The sequence below is a fragment of the Lysobacterales bacterium genome (assembly GCA_016703225.1).
Taxonomy (GTDB): Bacteria; Pseudomonadota; Gammaproteobacteria; order Xanthomonadales; family Ahniellaceae; genus JADKHK01.
Genome location: JADJCM010000001.1, coordinates 1,447,109 through 1,471,290, shown reverse-complemented (window position 1 = coordinate 1,471,290; position 24,182 = coordinate 1,447,109). Strand labels below are relative to the sequence as shown.

At 66.7% G+C, this 24,182-nt stretch carries 16 protein-coding genes; 7 read left to right on the top strand and 9 right to left on the bottom strand.

From position 1 onward, the window contains the following. Nucleotides 1-6: 6 nt before the first annotated feature. The 4 genes from IPG63_06355 to dctP all read right to left on the bottom strand — a co-directional run bounded on the left by IPG63_06355 (nt 7) and on the right by dctP (nt 7,633). The gene (locus IPG63_06355) at nt 7-2,841 is read right to left on the bottom strand and encodes a proprotein convertase P-domain-containing protein (GenBank protein MBK6726872.1); all 2,835 of its coding nucleotides are present in this window, start codon (nt 2,839-2,841) and stop codon (nt 7-9) included. A gap of 76 nt (nt 2,842-2,917) precedes the next feature. Further along, nucleotides 2,918-3,742 (bottom strand): hypothetical protein, encoded by an 825-nt coding sequence (locus IPG63_06350; GenBank protein ID MBK6726871.1) that lies wholly within the window; start codon nt 3,740-3,742, stop codon nt 2,918-2,920. Nucleotides 3,743-3,923: 181 nt separating this feature from the next. Next, nucleotides 3,924-6,155: a M4 family metallopeptidase gene (locus tag IPG63_06345; protein ID MBK6726870.1), complete on the bottom strand. Its 2,232-nt coding sequence runs from the start codon at nt 6,153-6,155 to the stop codon at nt 3,924-3,926. A gap of 395 nt (nt 6,156-6,550) precedes the next feature. After that, nucleotides 6,551-7,633: a TRAP transporter substrate-binding protein DctP gene (gene dctP, locus IPG63_06340; protein ID MBK6726869.1), complete on the bottom strand. Its 1,083-nt coding sequence runs from the start codon at nt 7,631-7,633 to the stop codon at nt 6,551-6,553. A gap of 190 nt (nt 7,634-7,823) precedes the next feature. Here dctP and IPG63_06335 point away from each other — a divergent pair, with 190 nt between their 5' ends. Continuing rightward, nucleotides 7,824-9,830 carry a serine/threonine protein kinase gene (locus tag IPG63_06335; protein MBK6726868.1) on the top strand — a complete coding sequence of 669 codons (2,007 nt, stop codon included), beginning with the start codon at nt 7,824-7,826 and terminating at the stop codon, nt 9,828-9,830. Between the two features lie 56 nt (nt 9,831-9,886). Here IPG63_06335 and IPG63_06330 read toward each other — a convergent pair whose 3' ends face one another. The 5 genes from IPG63_06330 to IPG63_06310 all read right to left on the bottom strand — a co-directional run bounded on the left by IPG63_06330 (nt 9,887) and on the right by IPG63_06310 (nt 17,600). Then, nucleotides 9,887-10,570 (bottom strand): DUF4339 domain-containing protein, encoded by a 684-nt coding sequence (locus IPG63_06330; GenBank protein ID MBK6726867.1) that lies wholly within the window; start codon nt 10,568-10,570, stop codon nt 9,887-9,889. A 26-nt stretch (nt 10,571-10,596) separates the two neighbouring features. Further along, nucleotides 10,597-12,795, bottom strand: a complete 2,199-nt coding sequence (gene uvrD, locus IPG63_06325; protein MBK6726866.1) for a DNA helicase II — start codon at nt 12,793-12,795, stop codon at nt 10,597-10,599. A 23-nt stretch (nt 12,796-12,818) separates the two neighbouring features. Beyond that, a complete protein-coding gene (locus IPG63_06320) occupies nt 12,819-15,947 on the bottom strand; it encodes a sialidase (protein MBK6726865.1) in 3,129 nt (1,042 codons plus the stop codon). Next, nucleotides 15,944-16,672, bottom strand: a complete 729-nt coding sequence (locus IPG63_06315; protein MBK6726864.1) for a hypothetical protein — start codon at nt 16,670-16,672, stop codon at nt 15,944-15,946. The genes IPG63_06320 and IPG63_06315 overlap by 4 nt, the downstream gene beginning before the upstream one ends. A 124-nt stretch (nt 16,673-16,796) precedes the next feature. Further along, the gene (locus IPG63_06310) at nt 16,797-17,600 is read right to left on the bottom strand and encodes an SDR family oxidoreductase (GenBank protein ID MBK6726863.1); all 804 of its coding nucleotides are present in this window, start codon (nt 17,598-17,600) and stop codon (nt 16,797-16,799) included. Between the two features lie 110 nt (nt 17,601-17,710). Here IPG63_06310 and IPG63_06305 point away from each other — a divergent pair, with 110 nt between their 5' ends. From IPG63_06305 to IPG63_06280, 6 genes are all read left to right on the top strand, one after another. Then, nucleotides 17,711-18,478: a glucose 1-dehydrogenase gene (locus IPG63_06305; GenBank protein ID MBK6726862.1), complete on the top strand. Its 768-nt coding sequence runs from the start codon at nt 17,711-17,713 to the stop codon at nt 18,476-18,478. Next, entirely contained in the window at nt 18,475-19,281 is an 807-nt protein-coding gene (locus IPG63_06300) for an ABC transporter ATP-binding protein (protein ID MBK6726861.1), read from the top strand. Before IPG63_06305 ends, IPG63_06300 begins: the two co-directional genes overlap by 4 nt. A 47-nt stretch (nt 19,282-19,328) precedes the next feature. Next, the gene (locus IPG63_06295) at nt 19,329-21,872 is read left to right on the top strand and encodes a CPBP family intramembrane metalloprotease (protein ID MBK6726860.1); all 2,544 of its coding nucleotides are present in this window, start codon (nt 19,329-19,331) and stop codon (nt 21,870-21,872) included. A 33-nt stretch (nt 21,873-21,905) separates the two neighbouring features. Further along, the gene (locus IPG63_06290) at nt 21,906-22,664 is read left to right on the top strand and encodes a TonB family protein (GenBank protein ID MBK6726859.1); all 759 of its coding nucleotides are present in this window, start codon (nt 21,906-21,908) and stop codon (nt 22,662-22,664) included. Continuing rightward, entirely contained in the window at nt 22,661-23,161 is a 501-nt protein-coding gene (locus IPG63_06285; protein ID MBK6726858.1) for an RNA polymerase sigma factor, read from the top strand. Before IPG63_06290 ends, IPG63_06285 begins: the two co-directional genes overlap by 4 nt. Nucleotides 23,162-23,237: 76 nt before the next feature. After that, complete coding sequence (locus tag IPG63_06280; GenBank protein ID MBK6726857.1) at nt 23,238-24,173, top strand: FecR domain-containing protein; 936 nt, start codon at nt 23,238-23,240, stop codon at nt 24,171-24,173. Nucleotides 24,174-24,182 lie beyond the last annotated feature (9 nt).

Below are 24,182 nucleotides of genomic sequence, written 5' to 3'. Positions count from 1 at the left end.
CGTCGATCACATCGTGATCGACCAGCTGTTGATGTAGCCGACGTCGCCGGCGGCGTTGTCGTTCACCCGCAGCTTCCAGGTCCCATTGATCACCTCGGAGGACAGATTCAGGGACACCGTCTTGATGACGTTGTCAGTGCCCGACCCGGTGCGGTTGTGGATGTTGTAGAGGGTGCCATCCGGTGCCACCAGGTCCACCTTCAGGTCGCCCTGGTAGGTGTGCACGATGTTCACCGAGACCGAGGTGTCGGTCCAGGCATTGCCGCTGCGACCGCTGACCGTGATCGGCGAGTCCACCGTGGTGTTGTCGCCGATGTTGTAGTCGGTGGTGTTGCTGTAGGTCTGGCGGGTGCCGCCACCGGTGCTGTAGTTGCCGACGATGCTGACACCGGAGAAGGTCGAGTAGGCCTTGATGCGGACGTAGTAGGTGCCGGACGAGGGCGCCGCGAAGGTGCAGGTTTCGGCATTGCCGGACTTGTACGGACGGCAGTCGTACACGGTGTCGTCCGGCGCAGCGCCGAACTTCACGTACAGATCGGCATCGCCGGTACCGCCGGACATCGTGAACGTCAGGTTGGTCGCGCCCGCGGGCACCACCATCGTGTAGTTCAGCGAATTGCCGGTGCTGGCACCGAGCCCGGTCACCGCAACGCCCTTGCTCAGCACGTTGCTGGTGATGACGCTGCCGGTGAAGTTCTGCGCGGTCTGGTTGGCGCTGCTGATGGTGACGGCTCGATTGACCGGCGAGAAGGTGTAACCGGCGAGCGACGGCGTCACCGTGTAGGTGCCGTTGGCGAGATTGGCGATGGTGTAGGCGCCGCTGCTGTTGGTGGTGGCACTGGCCGAGCCGGTGCTGACGCTGACGCCGTTGATGCCGGTTCCGGTGCTGGTGGTGATCGTGCCCGAGATCGAGTACGTCGTCGTGGTCGCGGTGCCGGTGAAGTTCTGGCCAGTCACGTTGGCGCCGTTCACGACCACGCTGCGGTTCACCGGCGAGAAGCTGTAGCCGGAGAGCGTGGGCGTGATGGTGTAGGTGGCGTTGGCGAGATTGGCCAGTGTGTAGGCGCCGCTGCTGTTGGTGGTGGTGCTGGACGAGCCATTGCTGACGCTGACGTTGGCGATGCCCACGCCGGAGCCATTGGCGATGGTGCCCGAGATCGAGTAGGTGGTGCCGGTGGTGCCGCAGTTGCTGAACTTGAAGTCGGCGATGCGGGTATTCCACGAACCCGAGGGACGATACGAGCCGACCAGGTAGAAGGTGCAGTCATCGGCCGGATCGACAGTCATCTGGTAGTAGTCGCCCCAGCGACCCGAGGTTTCGGCGGCGGAGCCGGTCGCAACTTCGTTCTCACCCAGCGACATCACGCCGGAAGCGTCGGCCGGCGAGCGGCCGGTGTAGCGCAGCGAGGCGTACACGGTCGGCGAAGTGGTCTTGGTGACGTTGTAGGCCATGCCGATGTTGCCGTTCTTGTCCATCGCGACGGTGCCGAGCAGGTGGTGCGTGCTGGTGTCGCCCGGGCTGTAGGTGCCTTCCTGATGCAGCGCCCAGTTGCCGGTGCCGGACTTGCGCAGTTCGAACCAGCGGATGCCGGAATCGACGACGGTGCCGGTACGCGCGCTGTTCTGGTTGGTCGCGAAGGTGCCGATGATGGCTTCATGCGTACCCATGTTGCGGTACATGAGCTGGTTCAGGATCACTTCGCGGATCGGGTCGAGCTTCGAGGTCGAACCGGGCTGCGGCACGGTCGCGAAGGTCGAGTAGTTGGTAAACCAGCTGTTGAACTCGGTGATGGCAACGCGCGGCAGCGTAGTGATGCCGCTGTTCGCCGGCGTGGTCCAGTCGATGTTCATCGAGTACAGGTCGATGTAGTCGGCGCTGCCATTCGCACCGGTGCCGGCATGCGCTTCGTCGTCGTTGTGACGGGCGAGGATCTGCTTGCTGCCAGCCGGGATCGCGGTGGTGCCGTAGAAGGTCGCCGGCGTCAGGATCTGGAAGCCATAGCCCGCCAGTTTCGGCACCGAGGCGAAGCGCTGGGCCGCACGCGCAGTCTGGCCAAGCAGCATGCGCTCGCGGTCGAACGCGTAAACGCTGACCTGGGCATTGCCCTCGTTGTCACCGCAGACGTAAGCGTTGTTCCAGATGCCGCAGTGCGGGTAGTCAGGCGTGCTCGGTGCCGAGAAGCCGTAGTACCACCAGCCGCCGCTGACCGGGTCGCTGGTCTTGGAGACGTAGGTGCACAGGTAGGGCGTGGAACTCGAACCGCCCATTTCCAGCATGAACCAGCGGTTGGCGATGCGATCAAACATGATGATCGGATCGGACACCGAGGTAGCGCAGGCGCTGCCGGCGGTGGCCAACGACTTGAACGTGGTCGGGCCGGCGAGCTTGGTGCCGGCCTTGTCGTACACAGTGAAGGTGGTGCCGCTCGAACCATTTACGCCATACAGGATGTGGCTGGGGCCGACTTCGACCACCGGGTCGCCCGGGCTGACGCCGGTCGAGCCGTTGTTGATGCTGACGTGGCCGCCGGCATTGGTGGCGCCGAGGCTGCGGGCATTGCTCTCGTCCCACATCTGCTGCAGTTCGGGCAGGCCGTCGGGCTTGGTCGGCTTGTTCGCCGGCGCGTGCGGCGCGCGCGCATCGGGCGCGCGGTACTGGCGTTTGTGCGCTTCGCGGATGAGCATGCCCGGCGCCCAAGGTGCGGCGGTCGGCAGGTTGCGGATATCGCCACTGAAACTCTGCGGCGTCACCGGCTCGCCTACCTGCGGTGGATTGGCATTGGCGGCAAACGGCAACAGCAGTGCCATCGCGACCGCTTTCAAGTTGCGTGAAACATTCATTCCCTAACTCCCCAAGAGTGGATGTGTCTGAGCGTGTATTCGCTTCTCGTGCTGCGTGTTGCGTTGCCTTCGTGGATCAGCCGGAAGGCGCGGGTGGAGCAACCGGGACATCGATGTACACCGCACGCCGCAGCAGGCGGATGTCGCCGCGCAGGCTGTGCAGTTCGAGCAACGCGGGTGCCGCTGCATCGACCTTGCCGATGCGCGCCTGCGCGCTCTTGTTGGGCTCGGCGCCGCCGTGGTGCACGACGTCGAGCGAGTAGTCGGTGGTGAACGGCGCTGAAGTTGCCAGGCGCACTTCCGCGGCGAGGGCGTCGGTCACGCCGACGATGATCGTTCCGGTGGTCGTCGCCAGCCGCTGACGCGAACCTGCGGTCGCCACACCCGCGAACGCCGCTTCGATGCTGCCGGCGCCGGTCTCGGCCTGGACCAGGCCCTCGTTGCCGCGCACCGCCAAATCGCCGCTGTCCGAGCGCAACGCGATATCGGACTGCACGCCGCGACTCTCGATGCTGCCCGCCAGGGTGCGCACCGTGACCGCATGCCGCTGCGGGATGTACGCCACCAGATCGAAGCGCTGGCCGGCCGCGAGCGCGTCGCCCTCGGGCAGGCGCGGCGCGATCTCGAAGCGGCCGTCGATGCTGCGCGGTTCGAATCGGATCACCGGCGCCTGTGCCGGCTGTTGCAGGGTGGTGTGCAGACCCAGCTGGTGCTCGTAGCCACCGAAGCGCAGGAACACGCCGCCGTAGGGGTTGTCGATGTGCACCGGTTGCCCGGCTTCGAGCTTGAATTCGAGATCCTGACGGATCGGTTCGAGCGTGACCGCGACCGGTGCAATTTCGGTCCCGACACTCTTGCTTGGCTTCGACTCATTCGTGGCGCAGGCCGCCAGCAGAGCCATGCCGGAGCACAGCACGCCGCGCCCGGAGCGTCGGTGCCGCAAACCGGTCTTTGAGCTGGCCTGGCTGACTGTGGACATCATCGGCGGTGTGGCCTTGGATGTTGCGTCACGGCGCGGGGATCGCCCGCAAAGCGAAGCCCCCCGCCGCGGCTGCGACAGGGGGCTTCGACCGGTACTGCAATTACATGGTGATCGACCAGCTGTTGATGTAGCCGGTGTCGCCACCCGCGTTGTCGTTGACACGCAGCTTCCAGGTGCCGTTGATGGTTTCCGACGACAGGTTCAAGTTCACCGTCTTGATGACATTGTCCGTGCCCGAACCGGTGCGGTTGTGGATGTTGTACAGGGTGCCATCGGGAGCGACCAGGTCCACCTTCAGGTCACCCTGGTAGGTGTGTACGATGTTCACCGAGACCGAGGTCGAAGACGGAGCGTTGCCGCTGCGGCCGCTGACCGTGATCGGGGAGTCGACCGTGGTGTTGTCGCCGATGTTGTAGTCGGTGGTGTTGCTGTAGGTCTGCGTCGAACCGCCACCGCCGGTGCTGTAGCTGCCGGTGATGCTCATGCCCGAGAACGCCGCGTAGGCCTTGACCATCACATAGTACGTGCCGGCCGAGGCGGTCGCGATGTTGCAGGTTTCGGCGTTGGTGCCGCCATCGGACTTGCAGGTATAGCTGGTTGTGGTCGGGGCGCTGCCGAACTTGACGTACAGGTCGGCGTCACCGGTTCCGCCCGAAGTCACGAACTTCAGGTTGGTCGCGCCCGCGGGCACCACCAGCGTGTAGTTCAGCGAGGCGCCGGTCGCGGCCGACTGGCCGGTCTTGGCCACGCCATTGGTCAGCACGCCACCACCCGACGGCGGCGGGGTCGTCGCGCAGGACACGCCCACCGAGGTGAACGCCGCGGTCACGTCGGCCTTGGTGAAGCCAAGGTCGGTCGCGGCCGTCTCGACGCCGCAGGCACCCTGGTTGAAGGTGCTGCTCGAAGTCCAGTACAGGTCGTTGGCACGGGCAAAGACCTGGAAGGCCTTCTTCGTGGTCCAGCCGGTCTTGGTGGCGAGCAGGTAGAACGCCTTGTTGTAGACGCCCGACGAGTAATGCACGTCCATCGAACTGGTGAAGTTCGCGGCGTTGTCGATCGACTTGCCGTCCTGCGGCGGGTTGTTCATGTAGCGCAGCGCGCCGGTGCCCTTGAAGATGTCAGCGCCGACCTTCCAGTCGTTGCTGCCCTTCATGAAGAACTCGGCGGCTTCGCCGGCCATGTCGGAATAGGCTTCATTCATGCCGCCGGACATGCCCGAGTAGGTCAGGTTCGAGTTCTGCTCGGTGAACCCGTGCGAGACCTCGTGCGAGGAGACATCCAGCGAGACCAGCGGGTAGAAGGTGCTGGCGCCGTCGCCGAAGGTCATCGCGGTGCCGTTCCAGAACGCATTCTCGTAGTTCGAGCTGTAGTGCACCTTCATCTGCAGCTGGAAGGTCAGCGGCGCCTTGGAGATGTAGCTCTGGTACATGTTGTAGATGACGCCGCCGAAGTAATGGGCGTCATTCAGCGGCGAGTACGCGCCATTGATCGTCTTCACGGTGTTGCGCGGGCAGGTGTAGGCGAACGCGGTCGTGCCCGAGGTGCCACCGTTCAAGTTGATGGTCTTGACGTTGGCGTTGTTCATCGTGCACGAGGTGCCGCTCTGGGCGACATCGTTGTAGCCGTAGGTGGTGCCGTATTCGTACTGGCCGGTCTTGGTGTTGCCGCCGGGACCGGTGCCGACCAGCGCATGCGCGAGCGCATCCCACTGCTTCAGCACCTTGCCGGTGTTGGCGTCGAGGATGGTGAACATGCGGCTCGGAGCGCCGCCACCAGCCTTGTCGGACAGCACTTCGGTGAGGAATGCCAGCGAGGCGTTGCCATCGTCATCAAGGAACACCACGCGCTGCGCGCTCTCGCGCTCGATCAGCGCACCGGCGAGACGCTTGCCAAGCGCAGCGCGCTTGCCGAGGTCGAGGGCGCGCGACTCGTCGAGACGCGTCTTGGCAAACGCACCGATTTCGCGGTCGAGGCCGTGCACGGCGCGTCCGAACAGATTCTTGACCTGGCCACTCTTGGCTTCGGAGACAACGACCTGCTCACCGAACACCGGGATTCCACGATAGAGCTGCTGATAACGATAGTGCGTGGTGCCGTCGGCATCGACGGACTTTTCGAGCACGCGCAGCGTCGATGCTGCAGTCAATCCGAGCATTTCCGCATGCCGATCTTCGGCGCGGGCGCTGCGTCCGAGTTCGGCCGCAATCTTTGCGTACTGCTGGTTGAGCGCCTTGATGTCCTGCTGGTGCAGGTCGGGGCGTTCGGCGGCAAACGAGGTGCTGGCCGCGATGGCGAGCGCGAGTGCCGATACGGAGGTGAAACCACGAACCACAGGCTTATGCGTGAAATTGCCCACTGTACGATTCCCCTTCTAAGGAATGTGTTTCTTATGAAGTCTCCCCGATGGTCTCCGAGCCACCACCACCGCGCAGACCGCACTTCTCTGTGCCGGCGCTGCGCCGGCGGCAGATGGGTACCTGTGTGCGCGATGAAAGCCCCCTGGCCATCGCCCCGCCTGCCCGGTATCCGGGAAGGCGGGGCGACTATACGCAGGCTGAACACAAGGTCACGCTGCTTTGCAACAAATCGCGAGCGCCGCGATTCTGTGACTTGTTTCACAGTCGCGACGCCGTCTGTCGCCCGGCAGGCGCCGCTTGCGCCACCGCGCGATCGCGAGCCGATCGCCGCGACCGCTTCCGGACGCCGGCGCGGGCAGCAGTTCCGGCCTCAGGTTCGTGCCTGGTAGAACGCCACCTCGGATACAGCCGCCCAGGCCCGCACCTGCTCGCGATACGCGACATAGCTGTCGTGCACGCGCTTGGCAAAGGCATCGCTTTGCGCGAGGTCAGCCAGCACCGCATCCGCCTGCTGACGCAAGGCGGCGAGCACCGGATCGGGCAAGCGCCGGAACTCGACCTTGTGGGTCTCGATCAGCTGCTTCAGTGCGTCCTGGTTGCGCGCCGTGTACTCGGCGAGCATGTCGTCGTTGATGGCGCGACAGCAGGCGTCGAGGATCGCCCTCAGGTCTTCGGGCAAGGACTCGTAAGCGGTCTTGTTGACCATGCATTCCAGCGTCGGGCCCGGCTCCTGCCAACCCGGGTAGTAGCAATACTTGGCCGCGCGATGCAGACCGAAGGCCAGGTCGTTGTAGGGGCCGACCCACTCCGCCGCGTCGATCGCGCCCTGCTGCAGCGAAGTAAAGATCTCGCCGCCCGGTATGTTCACCGGCACCGCACCGAGACGGGCCATGACCTCGCCGCCGAGCCCGGGGATGCGCATCTTCAATCCCTTCAGATCATCGACCGAGGTGATCTCGCGATTGAACCAGCCGGCCATCTGCACGCCAGTGTTGCCGCAGGCGAATGGCACCAGGTTGAACTTTGCATACAGCTCGCGCCACAGCTCCAGGCCGCCGCCGTGGTAGAGCCATCCGTTCATTTCCTGGGCATTGAGACCGAACGGCACGGCACAGAAAAACGGCGTCGCCGGCGACTTGCCCTTCCAGTAATAGGCTCCGCTGTGGCCCATCTCGGCGGTGCCGCGTGACACCGCGTCGAATACCTCGAACGGCGGCACCAGTTCATTGCCGGCGTAGATCTTCACGCTGAGCCGGCCGCCACTGGCCTGCGCCAGCATCTCGGCGAGACGCACGACACTGCTGCCAAGCCCTGGGAAATTCGGCGGCCAGGACGTGACCATCTTCCAGCGGAATTGCTGCGCGCTCTGGCCGGCGCCACCACCGCTGGGCTTGGGCGCGCAGGCGGCGAGCGCGGCGGCACTTCCGGCGGCAATCAGTTGGCGTCGCTTCATCTTCAGTCCTCCATCGGAGCCGCGAGTCTATCCGCCAAACTCTTGCTTCCAACCGCCGGTCGGTTCGGCTGCGCTCGCCGCTGTGGCTTGGGAGCCATTCAGAATGCAGTGATATTCTCGATTGACGTTTGGTGACAGGGGCCGCCGGCCAGGTGCGCTCCTCCCGGGCGATCCATCGGGGAGTCGAGTCATGAGAAGCAAGGTCGGTCATTACGATGTCGTCTGCGAACTCGGTCGCGGCGGCATGGGCGTCGTCTACAAAGGCTACGAGCCTGCACTGAACCGCTACGTCGCGATCAAGACGCTGTCGGAGTCGCTGTCGCACGACGAGTCGGTGAAGGAACGCTTCCTGCGCGAGGCGCGCTCGATGGCGCAACTCAACGATGCGCACATCATCCAGATTTACTTCATCGGCGAGGAATCCGGCCAGCCGTTCTTCGCGATGGAATTCGTCGAGGGCGAGTCACTGTCTTCGTACTTGAAGCGCGAAGGCAAGATGTCGCCGGGCCAGGCCGCGAAAGCGGTGCACCAGACCGCGCTCGGCTTGTCGATCGCGCATGACAAGGGCGTCGTGCATCGCGACATCAAGCCGGCCAATCTGATGCTGACGACGCGCGGCACGATCAAGATCGCCGACTTCGGCATCGCACTGGCGCAGCACGATTTCTCCAAGAAGCTCACCGGCACCGGCGAGTTCGTCGGCACGCCCGGCTATCTCTCGCCCGAGGTCTGCCTGGGCAAGCCGGTCGACCTGCGTTCGGACGTGTTCTCGCTCGGCATCGTGCTATTCGAGATGTTGACCGGGCGCATGCCGTTCACCGACGAGTCGCCGCTTGGGCTGCTGCTGGAAGTGGTCAAGGCGGAAGTGCCGGACGTGCGCCAGCTCAACAGCGACGTCGATCCCGAACTCGCGCGCATCCTGATGCGCATGGTCGCCAAGGACCCGGCCGACCGTTACGCCAGTTGCCATGAACTGGTCGCCGATCTGCAGAAGCATCCGGCGGTAATGGCCGGTGGTCCGATTTCGGTGCAGGCCAAGCTGCCCTTGGCTGCCGCCACCGTGATCGGCATGGCCACGCCAGCCGAGGCGATCGCGGCGGCGACCCAGCGCGAGGCAGCGCTCAAGGCAACGCCACCGACGCCAGCCACGCACCAGCGCGCGGTGGTGCCACCGCCGGCGCCGGCTGCAGCCGCCAGGCCATCGGTGATGGAGGCGCAGGAAAAGCGCGCCGGTGGATCGAAGGCCTTCTGGCCGATCGCAGCCGTCGTCGCGCTTGGCGCCCTCGGTGCAGCCGGCTACGCATTCAAGGATCGCCTGCTCGGTACGCCGCTGGCGGCACCGGAATCGGCAGCGCTGAGCACACCGACGACGACGCCGGTCCAGCCTGCCGCAGCGCTCGCAGCGGGCACGCTGGCTTCCGATGTGGACGCACTGGTGGTTGCCGATCGCGCAATCGCCGGAGCGGACGATGCCATGGTGGGCGCAGCCGACGCCCTCGCCGGCGCCAGCGAAGCGCTGCGCCATACCGGGCTGGCGGCGGCCAGCGATGCTGACGACAACGCTGCCGAAGCGGCGCCTGGCCTGACCGTGCTGGACGAACTCGCCCAGCGCCGCAAGGACGTCGAGGGCGGGCGCGATCCGGTCGCGATCGAACGCCCCGGCTTGCGCGGCGATCGCCCGGCGCTGGCGCGCAACCTGCCGCCACCGGAAGATCGGCCACGGCGCCCGGTAGGCCCACCGCGGGTGATGGTGATCAGCCTCGGCGATCCGGCGATTGCGCAGGCAGCCGAAAGCGTGATCGAGGAGGCGCTGGAATCCGCAGGTTTCCTGCTCGCCGATGAAGAGAGCACCCCGGGCATTTCGTCGCTGATCAACTCCGGCGCGCCGGACATGCCGCGTCTGTTCGCCGCACTCGCGCGCGCCAACAACGTGCGTGCGGTGACCGTGATCCGCGCCCAGCCGCTCGGCTCGACGCCGATCACCTTCTACGGCCAGACCGACACGCTGTATTCGGCCAACTTGACGATCAAGACCTGGGATGTGTTTGCCGGCCAGCCGCTCGGCCCAGCGGTGACGCAGAAGGTCGACTTCACCAACCTGAGCGCACCGGACAAGGCGCGCGAGGCGATCGAGGAACGCCTCGGCCGTTATCTCGGAGCGCTCAACGGCTTCCGCCCGAAGGGTGGCGCTCGCTGAGCCTTGGCATCATCGCCGCAAACGGGGGCCGCGCGAGCGGCCCTCGTCGTTTCGCATCAGCCGCGGCAACTCTGAGGCAACACGCGATTCGGCAGCTCCGACGAACACTTCCAGCCGCTGCCGGACTCGTCCAGCCAAAGCCAGAGCTTCTTGTCCTCGCTGTCGACCAGGCCGGGAATCGCCTCGAAGACCAGCTGGATACCGCAGGTTTCGTCCTCGAAGCGGCCGACCCAGATCTCGCTGAAACCATCGGGCACGTCGCTGCTGTCGACTTCGATATCCACCGGGCAACCACCGAGTCGCCGGTAGTCAGCCATCACCCTCTCCTTCAGCGAAGCGGCGCTCCCGATCGCCACGGCGACCTTGGCGCGATGGGTGTAGTCCTGATACGCCGGAATCGCGATCGCGGCGAGCACGCCGAGGATCATCACCGCGCCGAACGAACCGAGCACGATCGCGATGGCACAGCCGCCGCCCGCCAAGCCGCTGCGCGCAGCGGGTCTTGCGAGACCGGCCGCGGGCAACGGTGGCGGAGCCGCCGGTGCCAACGCCGCCTCGCTCACCCAAGGCAGCACCGCCGCCAACGTGGCCAGCGGCTGCCATCCGGCCATGCCCTCGCGCCACAGCAAGGTCTGCGCGTGGATGCGGCCATCGCGCCACAGGCGCTGCAGCGTCTCCGCATCCACCGGTTCCTGCTGCTGACCGCCAGCGTCGGCGTAAAACCATTCTGCGTTGTCCATGACCGACTCCTGCTCTGCTTGGAGAACTACAGCAATTCCAGGTTGGCAAATGCAAGGACCAGCCACTTGGCTCCACTGGCGGCGAAGTTCACCTGCACCCGCGCCGACGCGCCGGCGCCCTCGAAGTTCGTGACCACGCCCTCGCCGAAACTGGCGTGGGCGACGCGCGCACCGAGCTTGATCGGCGGCAGCTCGACCACGCCGCCACGCAACAGGCCACGCTCGGCAAGGAAGCCCTCGGCGCTGCGGCCAAACGCCATCGGCCGGCTGACCTGTACTTTCGGGCGCACCTCGGCGAGCACATCTTTCGGGAGCTCCGCAAGGAAACGCGAGGGCCGGTTGTAGGTTTCCTGGCCATGCCAGCGCCGCGACTCGGCGTAACACAGCACCAGCTTCTGGCGCGCACGGGTGATGCCGACGTAGGCGAGGCGGCGTTCCTCCTCGAGTCGATCTTCCTGCTCCAGCGACTTCTGGCTCGGGAACAAGCCGTCTTCGAGCCCGACCAGGAACACCAGCGGGAATTCCAGGCCCTTGGCCGAATGCAGGGTCATCAGCTGCACGCAGTCTTCCCACGCTTCGCCCGCCGCCTCACCGGCCTCGAGCGTGGCGTGGGCGAGGAAGGAGGCGACCTCGCTCAGCCCCGCTTCGGCGTCCTCGACGCTGCGCTCGAAACGCGCGGCGACATTGATCAGCTCATCGAGGTTGTCGATGCGCGACTCGGCCTGGCCCTTGCCTTCCGCCTCGTAGTAAGGCTTCAGCTGCCCGGCCTCGATCGCGCGCTCCATGCGTTCGGCGAGACTGGCCTCGGCGGTGGCGGCGGCGAGTTTCTCGATCAGCTCGATGAAGGCGCGCAGCGCCGACTTGGCGCGTGCGGCGAGGGTGCCACCCGCGAGTTCCGCCTCGGTCGCGGCCCACAGCGAAGATCGCGCATCGCGTGCGCGCTTGCGCAGCGCATCGAGCGTGCGTTCGCCGATGCCACGCGGCGGCGTGTTCACCGCGCGCTCGAACGCGGCATCGTCCTCGCGCAACAGGGACAGGCGCAGGTAGGCGAGTGCATCCTTCACTTCGGCGCGCTCGAAGAAGCGCAGGCCGCCGTAGACCCGGTACTTCATGCCTTGCACCATCAAGGCCTCTTCGAACAACCGCGACTGCGCGTTCGAGCGGTACAGGATGGCGGCATCACGCGCCGAGCCACCGTCATGGATCCAGCGCTGGATGCGCTCGATCACGAAACGCGCTTCGTCCTGTTCGTTGTAGGCGGCATACAGGTCGATCAGTTCGCCCTTGCCCGAGCTGGTCCACAACTCCTTGCCGAGGCGGCCGCCGTTGCGGGCAATGACCGCGTTCGCGGCGCTCAGGATGTTGGCGGTCGAGCGATAGTTCTGTTCGAGCTTGAAGGTGACCGCGCCCGGGAAATCGCGCAGGAACTGCTGCACGTTCTCGACCTTGGCGCCGCGCCAGCCGTAGATCGCCTGGTCATCGTCGCCGACCACGAAGGCGGATGCCCGTTCGCCCGCGAGCAGGCGCACGAAGGCGTATTGCAGGGTGTTGGTGTCCTGGAACTCGTCGATCAGCAGATGCTCGAAGCGGCTGCGGTAGTGCTTGAGCAGTTCACTGTCGCGCAGCAGCGTTTCATGCGTGCGCAGCAGCAGCTCGGCGAAGTCGACCAGGCCGGCGCGTTGGCAGCGTTCCTCGTAGGCGGCATAGATGTCGATCAGGGTGCGCGTGGCCGGGTTGTAGTCGGTCGCAATCGCCCCCGGGCGCTTGCCCTCGTCCTTCATCGTGTTGATGAACCACGCCGCCTGACGCGCCGGCCAGCGCGATTCCTCGAGACCCAGGTCGGCGCTGACGCGCTTGATCAGGCGCAGCTGGTCGTCGGCATCGAGGATCTGGAAGGTCTCCGGCAACAACGCCTCGCGCCAGTGCTGGCGCAGCAAGCGGTGCGCGATGCCGTGGAAGGTGCCGACCCACAATCCGCGCGTGCCTTGCGGCATCAGCAATTCGGCACGCGAACGCATCTCGCCGGCCGCCTTGTTGGTGAAGGTCACCGCCAGCACCGACCACGGCGAGGCGCGCTCGACCTCGGTCAGCCAGGCCATGCGATGCGTGAGCACGCGGGTCTTGCCGCTGCCGGCGCCGGCGAGGACCAGGTAGTGGCCGCGCGGCGCGCACACGGCTTCGCGCTGCGCCGGGTTCAGCGCGTCGAGCAAGTGGGAAACATCCATCGCCCGATTGTAGCGGGCCCGACTCAGCGGGCGGCGACGCGACTCCCGCCGTCGCCGCCAGCAGCGATCGCCGCCAGCACCACGCCGAGTGGACGGGCCTCGCGCTCCAGCAGCTTGGCGAATTCGGCCTCGACTTCGCCGAGCTCGCGCTCGAGCGCGTCGATGCGCTGCAGCTGATAGGAACCTGGCCGTCCTTCCCAACCCACGATCGCGCCGTAGAGCGAGTCGAGGTGTTCGCGCAAGCGCTCCTCGCCGGTCACCGCGCCGCCTTCCTTGGTCGCGACGATCTGCCGGCGCACGTCCTCGATCCGCGTCACCAGTTGCAGCAGGCGCTTCTTCGCCCGTTCGCCTTCCGCCAGCGCCGCGGCTTTGGCGGCCGCCTGCTCACGCAATGCGACGATGCGCTCGGACAGGTCGGACATGCGCTCGAACAGTGCGTGTACGCGCATCGCCGCCGCGAACTGCGCCTTGCGATCGTCGATCGTGTACGCCGCACGCGGATCAAGATCGACGCGCAACGGCGTCTCGTAGACCTTGCCGTTCTTGGTCAGGCGCACGCGGTAGGTGCCTGGCAGCACACGCGGACCATAAGTCGCCGCGCCGGCCAGGGTCGCACCCTGCGGGGTGCGTGGTGGCTTGACGCTCATCGACCACTGCACGCGGTTGATGCCGCGGCGCTTGGACGCCGGCAACGTGTCGACGAGCTTGCCCTCGGCATCGAGGATTTCGAGCTTGAGCTTGCCGAACAGGTGCCGCGTTTTCTGGTGATAGCTGATCACCGCCGCGCTCGGTGCGTTGCGTCCGACGAACACGGCATCGCCACGCGACCAGCCGCCGAAGCCGGGGACGCGCTGCTGCTGCGGACGACTCGGCAGCAGGCTGACCTCGGCTGCGAGTGTCGTCGCATCAAGATGGCGCAGCGGCGTGAGGTCGTCGATGATCCAGATGCCGCGGCCGTGGGTGGCGATGACCAGATCGTGGTCGCGCGGCTGGATCGCAAGGTCGCGCACCGCCACGCTCGGGAAACGGCCACCCTTGAACGCCGCCCAGTGCGCACCGCGGTCGAGCGAAATCCACAGGCCGAACTCGGTGCCGAGGAACAGCAGGTCGGGGTTGACGATGTCTTCGCGGATCACGTGCGCATAGCCGCGCACGCCCTGCGTCGCTGCCGCGATGCGGGTCCAGCTGCGGCCGTAGTCGCGGGTCATGAACACGTGCGGGTCCATGTCGCCGAAGGTATGGCGGTCGAAGGCGGCGTACGCGGTGGCGGCATCGTGGCGACTGGCCTCGACCCAGCTCACCCACGAGGCCTTGGGCAGGCCGGGGACGTTGCGCACGGTGTTGTTCCAGGTCTTGCCGCCATCACGCGTGAGCTGGACGTTGCCATCGTCGGTGCCGACCCAGATCACCTGTCCGTTCTGCGGCGATTCGCTGATCGAGTAGATCGTGGTGTGCATTTCGGCAGCGGAGTTGTCGACGGTGATGCCGCCGGATTTCTCTTGCTGCTGCTTGGCCGGATCGTTCGTGCTCAGGTCCGGAGAGATGCGCTCCCAGCTCTGACCCTGGTCGCGCGAGCGGTGCAGGAACTGCGAACCGAGGTAGATCGTGCCGCGCTCGCTCGAACTCAGGTGCAGCGGCGCATTCCAGTTGAAGCGCAGCTTTTCCTTGTAGCCGGCCTTGGGCTGGATCTCGCGCTGCTGCATGGTGTGGCGGTTGGCGCGCACCAGGTATCCGCCCTGCGACTCGAAGTAGACGTAGTCGCGCGGCGCCACCGGGTCGGCGAACATCCAGAAGCCGTCGCCGCCGGAGAACGGTTCCCACTGCGCGTTGGTGATGCCACCAGGGTAGCTCGATGGCGCGATCCAGCTGGTGTTGTCCTGCAGGCCGCCGTAGACCTCGTAGGGATCCTGGTCGTCAACGCTGACGTGATAGAACTGCGACACCGGCAGGTTCTCGCTCTTGATCCACAGCGAGCCGCCGTCGTGGCTGGTCCACAGGCCGCCATCGTCGCCGCCGATCAGGTGCTTGGGGTTGGCCGGATCGATCCAGACATCGTGCCAGTCGCCATGCGCACCGCCGCCGGTAGCGGAGAAACTCTTGCCGCCGTCCTCGGACACGATCAGCGAAAGATTGGCCTTGAACACGCGCTCGGGATTGGTCGGATCGACCACGAGCTTGGCGAAGTAGAACGGTCGCCACACCATCATCTGGCTGCGGTCGCGTTCCTCCCAGGTGGCACCGCCGTCGCTGGAGCGAAACAGCGCGCTGCGCTTGCCCTCGACCACCGCGTAGACGATCTTCGGATCGCTCGGTGCGATCGCGATGCCGATGCGGCCATACGGTTTCGCCGGGAAGCCGGCGTGCGTTGCTGGCGTGAACTCGCTCCAGTGCGCGCCGCCGTCGCTGCTGCGAAACAGGCCGCTGCCACTGGCGGCGGTCTCGCTCTCGCCACCGGAGCGGAAGGTCCAGCCCTGGCGGCGGAAGTCCCACAGCGCCGCGATCAGCACGTCCGGCTGCTTGGGATCGAACTCCAGGTCGGAGCAGCCGGTGGAGCGGTTGCCGCCGGCGAGGACCTTGCTCCAGGTCTGGCCGGCGTCGCTGGTCTTGAACAGGCCGCGTTGGTCGGAGTCGCTCCACAACGGGCCGGGGGCGCAGACGTAGACGATGTTGCCGTCGCGCGGATGCACCAGGATCTTGGCGATGCGCTCGGTTTGCGGCAGGCCCATGTGCTGCCAGGTGTCGCCGCCATCGGACGAACGATAGACGCCATTGCCGACCGAGACCGAGTTGCGCGTCCAGCTCTCGCCGGTGCCGACCCAGACCCGCTTCGGGTCCGACGGGTCGAGCGCTATCGCGCCGATCGACTGCACCGGCTGGTCGTCGAACTTCGGCTCGAAGGTGGTGCCCCCGTCCTGCGACTTCCACACGCCGCCGCTGGCGGCACCGACATAGACCGTGGTCTTGCCCTCGCGATTGAACGCGGCGACGGCGCTGATGCGGCCGCTCATCGCCGCCGAACCGATGTTGCGCACGCCGAGCCCGGAGACGGTGGCGCTGTCGAAGGCACGGCTGGCGTCTGCGGCCGCGAAAGCGGCGAGACCGAACACGATCGGCCCGACCGCGCGCAGCAGGGGTTGCGGGTTGCGCTTCATGGCTTGGCTCCCTGCGGGAATGCGAACAGCGCGTCGTCGAGTACGACATTGGCTTCGGCGCGTTCGTAGGTGATGGTCGCTTTCTGGGTCGAGCCCTTGGCGCCTGAGGCCACCGAGAATGGCACCCAAACGCCGTTGACCTGTTCGTAGTCGCCGAGGTCGGCTTCGCCCTCGAACTCGCTGCCGCGGTACCAGCTCTTGCTGACGATGCGGATTTCCAGGAAGTAGTCGGGATCGAAGTAGTAGACCGCCTCGTTGCCGGTCGCGTACTTGACGCGCAGCTTGTGCGCCTCGGTGCCGTCGATGTCCTCGGTGCCGAGGTATTCGACACTGTGGCCCTTCTTCGCGTAATCGACCAGCGGGCCTTCGAGGTCGGCCTCGATGCGCATGTCCTTGAGGTCGTCGCCGGAGAGCTTCTCCGGATCCTTGCGCCCGCCGAACGGCGAGATGGTCCAGCCCGCGCTGCCGTCGAAGGCGCGCACCTGGGTCATGCCCTGGATTGAAAACTCGCTGCGCAGGCGGCCGCCGCCGCGGATCACCGCCACCGCCGCCTCGAAGCCGCCCTGCTGCAACTTGCCGCTGAGCTTCAATGACTGCATGGCGCGGATCGCGGCGATGCCGCCGCGCGCCTCGATGTTCTTCGCGACCAGCTCCGAAGCGTCCATCGCCGACAGCGACCACGGCAGCGCGAGCATGAGCCCGGCCAGACTCCACAGACCACGCATGTTCCTCTCCAGCCCCAAGTGAGGAGCGAAGCCTAGACCCGGAAACGAACCATGACAGCGCCGGAAGTCATGCCTGTGACGAGTCGTGCGCGGCCGGGTTCGCAGCGCCTGCGCCGGCGCCGGGTCAACGCGCTTGCATGGCCTTGGCCATGGCCATCAGTCGGCGGAAGTAGAACTCCGGGAACCAGCGCTTCAACCGCCAGTGCAGACGCTCGGGGGCGGTCGGAATGATCAGGAACTGCCCACTCTGCTGGGCGCGGAACACATAGTCGGCGATGTCGTCGGCGGACTCGCGCGCGCGCTCCATCAGGCGCGTGGCCGCGGCGCTCATGCGTTGGTCGGCGCAACGTGCGCTGTCCATCAGGTTGGTCTTGAAGAAGCTCGGGCAGATCACCGAGACGCGCACGCCGAACGGCTCCATCTCGGCGCGCAGCGCCTCCGAAAGCGCGACCACGCCGGCCTTGGCGACGCCGTAGCTGGCAATGTTCGGCGCCCCGGCCAGACCGGCGAAGGAGGCCGTGCTGAGCACGTGGCCGCGCCGCTGCTGCCGGAACATCGGCGCGAACGCCTTCATGCCACGGACGACGCCGAACAGGTCGATGTTGGTGACCCAGCGCCAGTCGTCGAGTGAACTGTCGGCGACCGACCCGGCGGTCGCGACGCCGGCGTTGTTGATCAGCAGGTCGAAACCGTCCCAGTGCGCGCGCACGCGGTCGCGCAGCGACTCGACCGCGGCATCGTCGCCGACATCGGCCACCAGCGCGAGGTGCGCGCCGCCGTGGGCGCCAAGCTCCGCAACCACGGCTTCGGCACGGGCGCGATCCAGATCGACCACGGCGATGTCGTGACCGGCGCGCGCATAGCGATGGGCGAGCGCGCGGCCAAGGCCGCTGCCGGCGCCGGTGATGAGGGCTCTGGGTCGGGACATGCGCGCACTCCGCAGCGGGGCGCGCAGACTAGCAGCGGCGGCCATACGCATTCGTCGCGCCCCCCGGCCGCGCCTACAATCGCGCTCCCGTTCTGCGAGGTGATCGCGCGATGACCAAGGCCCTGTTCGACCTGACCGGCAAGACCGCGCTGATCACCGGCGCCAGCCGCGGCATCGGCGCCGCGACCGCGCACCTGTTGGCGCAGCAGGGCGCGCACGTGATCGTGTCCAGCCGCAAGCTCGATGCCTGCGAGGAAGTGGTGGCGGCGATCCGCGCCGAAGGCGGCGTGGCCAGCGCGATCGAGGCGCACATCGGCGACGTGGCATCGATGGACCGGCTGTTCCAGAAGGTGATCGACCGCGGCTTCGGGCTCGACATCCTGATCAACAACGCCGCCGCCAACCCCTACTTCGGCCCGTTGCTGGAGATGGGCCTCGACGCCTTCGAGAAGACCGCCGCGGTCAACCTGCGCGGCTACTTCTACTGCTCGCAGCAGGCGGCGCGGATCATGCGCGAACGCGAACTCGGCGGCTGCATCGTCAATGTCGCCTCGGTCAATGCGCGCCGCGCCGCGCCGGGGCAGGGCGTGTATTCGGCAACCAAGGCCGCGATCGTGTCGCTGACCGAGGGTTTCGCCAAGGAACTGGCGCCGCTCAAGATCCGCGTCAATGCCGTGCTGCCCGGCCTCACCGACACCAAGTTCGCCTCGGCGCTGACCCAGAACGCGCAGATCATGAACCAGCTACTGCGCCAGATTCCCCTCGGCCGCGCCGCCGCTCCCGGCGAAATCGCCCCGATGCTGCTGTTCCTCGCCTCCCCCGCCGCGAGCTACATCACCGGCGCCAGCTTCGTCGTCGATGGCGGGTATCTGGCTTGAACACCTTCCCCGCGAAATCAAGCAGCGCGATGATCGTCGCGACTGCGCTGAGCAAGCATTTCGGCGACAAGAACGCACTGCGCAACGTTGAGTTGACGGTAGAGCGCGGGCAGGTTTTTGGCCTGCTCGGCCCGAATGGCGCCGGCAAGACCACGCTGTTCCGGATCTTGATGGGTGTGATCAAGGCAAGCGCCGGCGCCCTGCAGGTCGATGGTCGCGACGCGTTCGCCGATCGGCTCGAGATCAAGCGCTTTCTCGGCTTTCTGCCGGACGAGCCGATGTTCCACAGCTTCCTGAGTGGCCGCGACATCATCGAGCTGTCGGCTTCATTGCACGGACTTGACCCGATGGCCGAACTGCGTCGGCTGGAACCGCTGATCATGCGCATGCAGCTTGGCGACGCGCTTGATCGCTTCGCCGATGACTATTCGCGCGGCATGAAGAAGAAACTCGGTCTGTTGCTGGCGTTGCTGCACCGCCCGCGGCTGCTGGTGCTGGACGAACCGACCAACGGCCTTGATGTCGAAAGCACGCGGCTGTTCTTTGATGTCATGCGCGAACAGACCGCGCTCGGAACCACGATCGTGTTTTCGACGCACCTGCTCGCGCAGGTCGAGCAATCGTGTTCGCACATCGCGATCCTGCATCAGGGCACAATCGTTGCCAGCGGCGCGCTCGAGCAAGTCGCGGCATCGGTGCCAGGCGCCCAGTCGCTCGAACAGGCGTTCCTGTCCCTGACCAGGCCCAGGCCAGTCAGCGCTGCAGACCGCTTCCGCGCGCAGGTCATGGCGAGCCGGAAGTGAAGACATTGGCACCATCTTCATTTGCAGCGCTTCGCAGCCTGCTGCGCATGTCGATCCGACAGAGCGGCAACCGCATCCACCACCTGCAGCAGCGCAAGCGTTCTCCCGCGCTTGCATACTCGATAGCGCTGCTCAGCTCGCTGATGATGACCGTGATGATCGGCTTCTCGCTGGCGAGGACCAGCGACCTTGGCCCAGATGCGGAGGCCGATCGTCGCGGTGCGGTCGTCGTTTCTTCGAGAACGACTGATCGGATTCGCGAGCTCGAACGGATCCAGACCTCACTCAGCTACGTGCGCTCGCAGCGAGCCACCCCGACAGCGCCCCCGGGACTGACCGAGCAGGCGCTGGCTGCGGATCTGGCTGAGCACCAGGGACACCTGCAGTATCGGTTGGAGGTCGAGTCCGATCGTCTGGCGCGCACGCGCGGCGGCCACTCGGTCGCCTGGCAGCAGCGGCTGAAGGCGGTGGTCGCATCGGAGAAGCCGCAACTTCTCGTACCGGAATCCGAAAGCGCTGCCGCCGCGAGTGCGACCTCGTGGCGCATCCTGAGCGTCGGCGTCCTGATCTGGTGGCTGGCGCTGGCGTTGCAGGGCGATGGTTTCGCCATCGACATGAATCGGCGTCGACACCCGCTCTGGGAGTGGTACCTCGCGTTTCCGGTACCGCAACCGGCGATCTATCTGGCGGAAGCACTGAAGCCTATCGTCTCGAATCCGTTCCTGTTGAGCAGCCCACTGATGCTGATGGTGCTGGCGGCACTGGTCAACAAGTCGCTCGCGGCAGGGCTCGCGGCATTCGCCGTCGCGCTGCCGTTCACGGCCAGCGCTGCGGTCATGACCAAGGCGATCGAAGTGCAAGTAATGCTGCGCGCTTCGCCGCGCAATCGCAGTGCCTGGCTGGTTGCTGCGGGTGGCATCGGCTTCGTGCTGCTGATGACCCCGCTGATCGCACTAACGACCCCGAGCCTGAGCTGGGGCTTGGCCCGCTGGTTGGCGGGCGCAGGAGATACCGCCACGCCCTCGGCCGAACTGTTCCTGCACTACCCGGATGTCATTGCTTGGCTGCGGGCAATCGTGCTCTCGCTGTTGCTCAACGGCGTGCTATGCGCGCTTGCGCTTGTTGCGATGCACGCCGCAACGCTGAGGGGTTTCGAGGCTGGCTTTGGCGGCGCCGAAGAACGCGTCGATCCGTCAGCAATCGGTGCGCTGGCAGTCAAAGCGTCGCGCTGGCGGCGCTCGCCGTTGCTGCGCAAGGAGTTGTTGTGGCTGCGCCGAGATCGCGGCGCATTGGTGCAGATGTTGTTGGTGCCGTTGCTGCTGGTCGGGCTGCAAGCGTTCTATCTCGGGCACTACCTGCGCAACATTGAATTCCACTGGCATCACTGGGCCGGCATCGTGCTCGCCGCTGGCGCCTACATGATCGCGGTCTCGGCGCCGCGCATGCTCGCAGCCGAGGGCCCTGCACTCGGCTGGATGATGAGCTGGCCACGCAGCTTGCTGGAGGTGGCGCGCACCAAGGCGATGGTGTTGACCGCATTCGTCAGCGTGATGGTGCTGTCGAGTCTCGTCGTCGTTGCCTGGATGCATCCCACCGAGCTGTGGAAAATCGCCGTAATCGGAGTGCTCTGGTTGCTCTCCGGCACGATGATTGCCTTGAAGGCGGTCACGGTATTTCCGACCTATAGCGCCACTGGCGAAGCCATGCCGATGCAGGCCAGTCGTGGCATGGCGGCGGCAGTCGGGAACATGGTGATCGCGATCGGCGTGTTCGGTGCGAATTGGCCACTCGCGATCGCGGGTCTACTGATGAATGGCGTATTCGCCGCGGCGCTGTGGAGCCGCCTGCAGGTGCAACTGGCCTATCTGTTTGATCCGGACGCCGAGCCAGACGAGGCGCCACCGACAATGCTCGGCGCCCTGATCGCAATCGTCGCGCATCTGGAGCTGGTCGCTGTATTGCTCGCTCTGATCGGCGGCGTGTCCGGCGCACGCGCTAGCGCAAGCGCCTTGCTGATCGCATCGGCTGTCAGCGCCGCGCTGGTCAGCTTCTACGTCTGGCGCTGGAACCGTCGATTCGGTGTCGGCCTTTTCGACATTCTCGTTCCCTCGCCGATGGGCCGATCGACGTTCGCCTGGCTCGCCGGCGCGGCCGGCGTGGGCGTAGTGCTGGGTGCGTTGGCCCTCGCCTATCTTGGTCTGCTCCACCGATTCGGTTCCAGCGAACTTCGCGAGCAGCTTGCTTCCGGAGCGGCCTTCTTGCGCGAGTCAAACGGAGCACTGTACGCATTTGCCGGAGCCACCGTTGTCGTCGCGCCGCTGGTCGAGGAGTACCTTTTCCGCGGCCTGCTGTTCCGCGCGATGCGCCGCGAGTGGCCCCTGTGGATTGCGATCACGCTCAGCGCAGCGTTCTTTGCCGTCATGCACCCCTTCGCTTCTTGGCCACCGGTCTTTCTGGTCGGTGTCGCCAGTGCCTGGCTATTTGCCCGCGCCGGAAACCTGCTGCCCAGCATGCTCTTGCACGCGACATACAATGCGGTGGTGGTGCTCGTTCCCCTGACCTCCGGCGTGCATCGAACTTTAGGGCTTTGACGCCGACACCAGCACGCTGCGAGCATGGCGCCGATGCCGGACGTTGCCTCCCAGCCATTCGACGAAGCACTGCCCCTGCCGCGCCCTGAAGCAGCGGACGCGCGCGTCAGCCTGCGCTTCGTGGCCGGGATCAGCGTGTCGCTGGTGGTGCATGGCTTGCTGCTCGGGTTGCTGTTGCTGCAGCAGGGCGGTGGTGGGGAGATCGCAGCGCAGGCGACTTCGCCGCTGCTGGTCGAGTGGCAGGTGGCCGAGCCGGCGCCGGTTCCGCTGCCGCGCATCGAGCCGCCGGTGCCACAGCCTGAGGCGGCACCGATGCCACGCGCTGCGCCGGCCGCAGCCCGCGACGATGCCGCGGCAGCGCTCGCGGTCAGCGACGTGCCGGCGCCGGAGCCGCTGCGCGAGGCGCAGCGCGCACCGAACGCCGCCGGTCGCAGCAGCGCGGATGCAAGCGAGTCGCTGCCGACGCCGACGCCGACGCCCGCTACGAGCGCCGCGGCGTCTGCTGCGGACGCCTACGTCTGGGACGTGCTCGCGCACCTGCGGCGCTTCCAGCACTACCCGGAGCGCGCCCGCCAGCGCGATGTCGAAGGCACGGTCTGGTTGCGCGCGCGGGTGTCGCGGCGCGGCGTGGTGTTGCGCTCCGACATCGAGCGCAGTTCCGGCCATGACCTGCTCGACCGCGCCGCCACGCGCCTGATCACGCAGTCTTCGCCGCTGCCGCCGCCACCGGCGGGAGCGTTCGCGATCACCGACCTGCGCCTGCCGGTCGAGTACCGGTTGCGTCGCGAATGAGCCCGTGGACCGCGGTATTCGCCGCGCATGCCTCGGAACTGCGCGCGGTGCTGACGCGCGTGCTCGGCGACCGCGCGCTGGCCGAGGACTGCGTGCAGGACACCGCGATGCGCCTGCTCGACGTGCCCTTCGCCGAGGTCCGCGATGCCCGCGCCTTCCTGTTCCAGGTCGGCTACAACCTGGCGCGTGATGCGTTGCGTCGGCGCAGCACGCGCGGCGTCGAGGTCGAGGAAAGCGACGTGGCGATCGATGCCAACGTCGCCGACGAGGCCAGCCCCGAGGTGCACGCCCTGGCGCGCGAGCAGCTCGCCCGCGTGCAGCAGGCGCTGACGCAACTGCCGGAACAGCGCCGCCGCGTGCTGTGGCTGGTGCGCGTCGAGGGCTTGAGCCTGAAAGAGGCCGCGGTGGCACTCGGAATCACCGCCAAGACCGTCGAGAACCACATGACCCAGGCCCTGCGGCAACTGGGCGAGCTGATGCGCGGAGGTGCGCAATGAGTCGCCACAACGGTTTTCGAAGCAGCGCTGGGGGAAGCGCGGGCACGGCGCGTCGGCCGGTTATGGGAGGTCTCCGGTGAACGACATGCAGCTCGCGCAGGCGGTGCAGTGGCAGCTTCGCATCAGCGCGGCGCCGGCGGATGCTGAATTGCAGTCGGCGTTCGACGCCTGGCTGGCCGCAGACGACGCCCATCGCCTCGCCTATCTGGACGTGCTGATGACCTTGAACGCCGCCGCCGAGCCGAGCCAGCCGCGCGTCGCGGAACCGGCGCCGTCGCGGCTGCGCCGCCACGCCCCGTGGCTCGGGTTCGTCACTGCCTCGCTGGCGATCGTCGCCGTCATGCTGGCTCCGCGCGCGATCGAAAACGCGCGCGCCGACTTGCGCAGCGCGGTCGGTGCGACCGCGTCGCTGACGCTCGCCGACGGCAGTCGCGTCGAACTGGAGCCTGATTCCGCGCTGCGCGTCGAACTGGGTGCCGATGCCCGCGTGGTCGAGCTGCTGCGCGGCGGCCTGCGCATCGCAGTCGGCGCCGATCCGCGCCCGCTGACGCTGCGGCATGGCGAGTTCCGCGTGCGCGATATCGGCACCCGCTTCGAGGTTCAGGCTGCCGAAGGTGCGCTGCGCGTCGGCGTCGCCGAAGGCCGCGTCGAGGTGCGCGCTGGCGCAGGCGAACCGCTGCAACTCGCTGCCGGCGAGGCCGCACAGTGGCGGGGTGCGCAGCTCGAACGCTTCGCGCACCATGAAACCGAAGCCGAGCCGGATCTGCTGGTACTCGACCATGCCCCCGCGGAAATCGCCTTCGCGCGCTGGTCGGCGCGCAGCGGCATGCGCGTGTTCGGCGCCAACGCCGGCAGCGACCTGCGCCTCGATGCCGCACTGCCGATGGGTGACACCGCCGAACAGCACGCGGCGCTCGACACGCTGGCGCAACGCTACGAACTGCGCGTCGTGGCATCCGCTGCCGGTATCGTCTGGCTGCGGCCGGTGGCGGCCAGTCGAACCGATCCCTGAGCACGAGGC

Excerpts from the sequence above, each read along its gene's own strand:
- IPG63_06320 (MBK6726865.1), bottom strand. The coding sequence starts at position 15,947 with ATGAAGCGCAACCCGCAACCCCTGCTGCGCGCGGTCGGGCCGATCGTG.
- IPG63_06350 (MBK6726871.1), bottom strand. The coding sequence starts at position 3,742 with ATGGCTCTGCTGGCGGCCTGCGCCACGAATGAGTCGAAGCCAAGCAAG.
- IPG63_06305 (MBK6726862.1), top strand. The coding sequence starts at position 17,711 with ATGACCAAGGCCCTGTTCGACCTGACCGGCAAGACCGCGCTGATCACC.
- dctP (MBK6726869.1), bottom strand. The coding sequence starts at position 7,633 with ATGAAGCGACGCCAACTGATTGCCGCCGGAAGTGCCGCCGCGCTCGCC.
- IPG63_06290 (MBK6726859.1), top strand. The coding sequence starts at position 21,906 with ATGCCGGACGTTGCCTCCCAGCCATTCGACGAAGCACTGCCCCTGCCG.
- uvrD (MBK6726866.1), bottom strand. The coding sequence starts at position 12,795 with ATGGATGTTTCCCACTTGCTCGACGCGCTGAACCCGGCGCAGCGCGAA.
- IPG63_06285 (MBK6726858.1), top strand. The coding sequence starts at position 22,661 with ATGAGCCCGTGGACCGCGGTATTCGCCGCGCATGCCTCGGAACTGCGC.
- IPG63_06310 (MBK6726863.1), bottom strand. The coding sequence starts at position 17,600 with ATGTCCCGACCCAGAGCCCTCATCACCGGCGCCGGCAGCGGCCTTGGC.
- IPG63_06295 (MBK6726860.1), top strand. The coding sequence starts at position 19,329 with ATGTCGATCCGACAGAGCGGCAACCGCATCCACCACCTGCAGCAGCGC.
- IPG63_06315 (MBK6726864.1), bottom strand. The coding sequence starts at position 16,672 with ATGCGTGGTCTGTGGAGTCTGGCCGGGCTCATGCTCGCGCTGCCGTGG.
- IPG63_06335 (MBK6726868.1), top strand. The coding sequence starts at position 7,824 with ATGAGAAGCAAGGTCGGTCATTACGATGTCGTCTGCGAACTCGGTCGC.
- IPG63_06355 (MBK6726872.1), bottom strand. The coding sequence starts at position 2,841 with ATGAATGTTTCACGCAACTTGAAAGCGGTCGCGATGGCACTGCTGTTG.
- IPG63_06330 (MBK6726867.1), bottom strand. The coding sequence starts at position 10,570 with ATGGACAACGCAGAATGGTTTTACGCCGACGCTGGCGGTCAGCAGCAG.